This window comes from Acetobacterium sp. UBA5834, from assembly GCF_002435675.1.
Taxonomy (GTDB): domain Bacteria; phylum Bacillota; class Clostridia; order Eubacteriales; family Eubacteriaceae; genus Acetobacterium; species Acetobacterium wieringae.
The window spans coordinates 1-4,824 of the sequence record NZ_DJGY01000026.1 but is presented as its reverse complement, the minus strand read 5'-3'; the positions used below and the strand labels follow the sequence as shown (position 1 = coordinate 4,824).

Below are 4,824 nucleotides of genomic sequence, written 5' to 3'. Positions count from 1 at the left end.
ACAGCTCAGGAAATCACTAACAACAAGAGTCATGGCCTTTTTTGCGTAGACGTCGATATAAAACACAAAGTATTGGCAAAGCAGTCCACTAAAATGGATTCGTTTGACTATTGATTGACAGCTGTTTCATCAGGGGCCTCTTCGGCCATATAATCCTTGCCCCATTCGCACATGGCATCGAGAATCGGATAAAGGCTCTGGCCGAAACTGGTCAGGGCATATTCAGTTTTGGGCGGCACCACCGGATAGACGGTTCGGGTGATCAGACCGTCCCGCTCCAGCTCACGCAGCTGTTGGGTGAGCATTTTTGGGGTGGCCTGGCGAACGATTTTTTGCAGTTCATTAAAGCGCAAGGTCTGATCAACCAGATTCCAGAGAATTTTTGTTTTATATTTTCCACCGATCAGACTAATGGTGGCATCTATGGGGCAGCAGAAATGTTTTTTTTCGGTCATGGGTTCTCCTTTGGTAGTTTCTTGAATACTTACTATCTTTTTGGGTAGTAAGTGACAAAAAAGTGCATTCTTGTTTTTATGAAAATGATTGGTAAAATGATAGCATGAATCAAGAATAGAAGCAAGAAATAGCCAAAATAGCATGGGTAAACACCCGGCTAAGAAATAATTGGAGGAAGAAAATGAACGTAATCTTTAACAGAACCAGTGTGAGAAAGTATGAAGACAAGGCAGTCGAAGCAGAAAAAATTGACCAGATTCTAAGGGCTGCGATGGCCGCTCCATCGGCCGCCAACCAACGCCCCTGGGAATTCTTTGTCGTTAAGAATAAAGAAACCCTGGCCGCTCTGGCAGACTGTAGCCCCTACGGCGGATGCATTAAGGATGCTGCTGTGGCGATTGTGCCGGTATATCGAAAAGAGATGATGATGCCAGAATTTGCCGACATCGATATGGCTGCCTGTACTGAAAATATTCTGCTGGAAGTCACTGAACTTGGTTTGGGGGCGGTTTGGATTGGGATTGCGCCGTTGGCTGACCGGATGGAAAATGTCCGTAAAGTTTTAACGATTCCGGATCATCTTGAGCCTTACGCCATCGTTCCAATTGGTTACCCGGCAGCCGAAGCAAAGCAGCAGGATCGTTTTGAGGCAGATCGGGTTCACTTTGAATAATTGAAATCAAGCAAAAAAAATCTGACATTTTCGTCAGATTTTTTTTGCTTGATTCTGATAAGTTACTTCACGGCTGCGGCATCCAGTTGCTGCCATTTATTTCCCAAAACCGGTGGGGTATAGTGAATCATCTGATTGACCAGGTCCCCGGGATCAGAAGAAACCAGGACCAGTTTGGTGTTGGAGGGGTTCATAAAGCCTTCGTTGACGATGGTTGTCATCATATTGATGAAGGGGTCGAAAAAGTTGGAAATATTAAGGATACCAATCGGTTTTTTATGAATTCCCAGTTGGGCCCAACTATAGGTTTCGAACAACTCTTCGAAGGTACCGATGCCGCCGGGAATGGCAATAAAACCATCGGACAAGTCAGCCATGGTTTGCTTTCGTTCATGCATGTTTTTAACTTCGATAAATTGAGTCAGCCGCTCATTAATCACTTCATTGGGAAAAAGTCCCCCGGGCATAACGCCAGTAACCCGACCATTGTTGTCCAGCATATGGTTGGCGATTTCGCCCATCAGACCAAATTTTGAGCCGCCGTAGACTAATTCAATATTATTTTTGACGAGCACCAGGCCCAGGGCTTTTGTCATTTCTTGGTATTCGGGACGAACCCCCAGATTGGAACCGGAATAGACACATATTCTTTTCATTGCTGTTTCCTCCCAGGATCTTATAAAAAATTTAATGGATGCATCAGAAGTGATGCATCCAAAAGCATAAGTCATAATAAGAACCTTTATTATATCAATCATGGATTCTTTTGACAAGCAGATCGGTGTAATTTAGGGCTTTACTTAAGAAAATGGGTGCAGCTGTTTCTGGTATGGAGCATGCAAAAAAATGGCAAGCATCGATTTGGGGAGATGGTAAGATTGGCGAAAAATGATGCTGGCAAATTATGAAGATTTATTAAAGATTGGTTAAGTGCGTTGATAAAAGATGCGGCTGATGCTATACTTTTTTCATGATAGAAAAAGGAGCGTGTTGATGAAGCTGGATTACCGCCTCACTGTATTAGTTGGTCTGGGGTTTATGACCATCAGTGCTTTTTGGAGCCTGTATGATTTTGTGATTCCGATGATTATGTTAAAAGCCTTCGAATTTAAGGACACAATGGCAGGGGTGATTATGTCCTTTGACAATGTACTGGCCTTATTCATGCTGCCGTTGTTTGGGATGCTGTCAGATAATACCAACACCAGCATGGGGCGACGGATGCCCTATATTTTAGGCGGTACGGCCATGGCGGTGGTATCCATGCTCCTGATCCCCTATGCCGTAATGGCCAATAAGCTGATCTTGTTTATTGTGGCGCTGGCCTTGGCATTGCTCTCGATGTCCTTTTACCGCTCACCAGCGGTGGCCCTGATGCCGGATGTGACCCCGAAACCACTGCGATCCAAGGGGAATGCAGTGATTAATCTGATGGGGGCAGTTGGGGGGATTCTGGTGTTGGGAATGGTGGCGCTACTGGCCCCGGACAAGGACAACATCAACTACTGGCCCCTTTTTCTCGGTACGGCTGCGGTGATGGTGGTGGGTGTTATTATTCTCAAACTGACCGTTAACGAGCCGGCCGCAGTGATAAAAATGCGGCATGACAGTGCGGCCATGGGGATTGATGTTGAAGAGGCCGAACATGATGAAACCCTGGTAACCCATGAAAAGCTGCCTAAAGCCTATAAAAAGAGTCTGATTTTTATCCTCTTATCGGTGGCTTTATGGTTTAGGGGTTACAATGCGGTCACTTCGGCTTTTTCAAAGTATGCCATGGTTTCTTTGGGAATGAAGGAATCCCAAACCGCTTTAATTTTGATGGTAGCCAGCATTGCGGCGATTATTTCCTTTATTCCCGTGGGGATTATTTCCTCAAAGGTGGGGCGTAAAAAAATCATCCTGATGGGGGTGGCGGTGCTGGTAACCGTTTTTGCCACGGCAGCTTTTTATACCGCCTTTAACCCGATGCTATTTGTTTCCTTTGCCTTAGCTGGAATCGCCTGGGCCGCCATCAATGTCAATTCTCTGCCGATGGTGCTGGAAATGTCCAAGGGAGCTAATGTTGGCCGTTACACGGGTTATTATTATACGGCATCGATGGCTGCCCAGGTTGTGACCCCGATCGCCTCCGGGGCCCTCTTAGAACATCTTGGTTATCAAACCCTGATGCCCTATGGCGCTTTGTTTGTGGGGCTGGCCTTTTTAACAATGATGCAGGTTAAACATGGGGATTCCAAACCCATTGCTCCCCGGTCTAAACTGGAGGTTTTTGATGTGGCGGATTGATATGCGAAAAGAGCTTATAAAAGAAGGCCAGAGATGTTTTATTTAATCGTGGTGCTGATTGGATTTTTTTTGCTCTATCTTTTTTTCATCGCTCCAGGGGCAATACCGAACCATTCCGATTCGCTTCTTTGGGAGAGTCATTATGCCCATCGCGGTCTGCATGAAAAAAACAAGGAGGTTCCGGAAAATTCAATCCTGGCTTTTACCAAGGCGGTTGAAGCGGGATATGGCATGGAACTGGATGTTAACCTTACCGCCGATGGAAAAGTGGTGGTATTTCACGATGACAGTTTGCTTCGGGTTTGTGGTGTTGACAAATTGATCACAGAATGCTTGTCAACCGAGCTTTCGGATTATCATATTGAAAACACGGAACAAACCATTCCGCTATTAAACGATGTGCTGCAGCTTGTGGCGGGCCGGGTTCCACTGATTATTGAACTGAAGAATACCAAAGAATGGCGGAAACTCTGTGTTAAAACCGCAGCGCTACTGGATGACTATGCCGGTGTGTATTGCATTGAGTCCTTTCATCCCGGAATCGTTGGCTGGTTTTATAAAAACCGGCCCGAGGTAATCAGAGGCCAACTATCCGCTGGTTACCGCAATCTAGGTGGTACACCGTTATGGCAGCGTCTACTGATTGCTTCAGTGGTGACAAATGTAGTCGCCCGGCCTCATTTTATCGCCTATAAGCACGAAGATGCGCACCATCGGCTCAACTTGTGGCTGTTTCGGCAATTTGGGGGAAAACTGGTTGGCTGGACAGTGCGGGATAATGATGATCGGGTGAGTTGTATGGATTTTTTTGATGTAATTATTTTTGAGTTCTTCAGGCCTTAACTGCGCACCATTCGATTTAACACAAAATAGTCACAATACTAATCTAGTTTTAATGATTGCTTGAGAGAATAAAGGGGTAAATAAAGAAATACGAACATAAAAATACTTTGGCGATTACCAAAGTATTGATTTAATGGTTTGGTGTTGCGATTTAAATTTGAGAGAAAGGAACTGATTGGAATTAGCTTAACAGAAGTGGGTGAGGGAACATGACACTGTATATTTTGGCAATTATAGCCATCTTTATTATTTATATTTTGCTGTTGCTTCCGGGCAGAATGCCAAAGGAGGTTGATGATCGTCTTTGGACCAGTTATTATGCCCATCGGGGATTGCACGAGAAGGATAAATCGATTCCGGAAAATTCCATGGCGGCCTTTAAGAAGGCGGTGGCGGCTGGTTATGGCATCGAGATGGATTTAAATCTAACCGCCGATGGCAAGATTATCGTCTTCCATGACGATAACCTGTTGCGTCTGTGTGGGGTCGATAAATTAATAACGGACTGTACTTATGAGGAACTGATGATTTATAATCTCGAATAGGTAATTGCGAAATGAAAA

6 protein-coding genes are annotated in these 4,824 nt (G+C 45.0%); 4 read left to right on the top strand and 2 right to left on the bottom strand.

Annotation, left to right across the window (positions count from 1 at the left end; translation table 11 throughout):
• Positions 1–107 precede the first annotated feature (107 nt).
• Positions 108–455: a winged helix-turn-helix transcriptional regulator gene (locus B3F51_RS05505; RefSeq protein ID WP_148638544.1), complete on the bottom strand. Its 348-nt coding sequence runs from the start codon at positions 453–455 to the stop codon at positions 108–110.
• Between the two features lie 182 nt (positions 456–637).
• Here B3F51_RS05505 and B3F51_RS05500 point away from each other — a divergent pair, with 182 nt between their 5' ends.
• Positions 638–1,129: a nitroreductase family protein gene (locus tag B3F51_RS05500; RefSeq protein ID WP_070370802.1), complete on the top strand. Its 492-nt coding sequence runs from the start codon at positions 638–640 to the stop codon at positions 1,127–1,129.
• Between the two features lie 62 nt (positions 1,130–1,191).
• Here B3F51_RS05500 and B3F51_RS05495 read toward each other — a convergent pair whose 3' ends face one another.
• Positions 1,192–1,785 carry a TIGR00730 family Rossman fold protein gene (locus tag B3F51_RS05495; protein ID WP_070370803.1) on the bottom strand — a complete coding sequence of 198 codons (594 nt, stop codon included), beginning with the start codon at positions 1,783–1,785 and terminating at the stop codon, positions 1,192–1,194.
• Between the two features lie 337 nt (positions 1,786–2,122).
• Between B3F51_RS05495 and B3F51_RS05490 the strand changes: the two genes are divergently transcribed.
• The 3 genes from B3F51_RS05490 (at position 2,123) to B3F51_RS05480 (ending at position 4,806) form a co-directional block, all read left to right on the top strand.
• Positions 2,123–3,418: an MFS transporter gene (locus B3F51_RS05490; RefSeq protein WP_286945936.1), complete on the top strand. Its 1,296-nt coding sequence runs from the start codon at positions 2,123–2,125 to the stop codon at positions 3,416–3,418.
• 33 nt (positions 3,419–3,451) lie between these two features.
• The gene (locus tag B3F51_RS05485; RefSeq protein WP_286945934.1) at positions 3,452–4,261 is read left to right on the top strand and encodes a glycerophosphodiester phosphodiesterase family protein; all 810 of its coding nucleotides are present in this window, start codon (positions 3,452–3,454) and stop codon (positions 4,259–4,261) included.
• Between the two features lie 209 nt (positions 4,262–4,470).
• Complete coding sequence (locus B3F51_RS05480; RefSeq protein WP_286945932.1) at positions 4,471–4,806, top strand: glycerophosphodiester phosphodiesterase family protein; 336 nt, start codon at positions 4,471–4,473, stop codon at positions 4,804–4,806.
• Positions 4,807–4,824 lie beyond the last annotated feature (18 nt).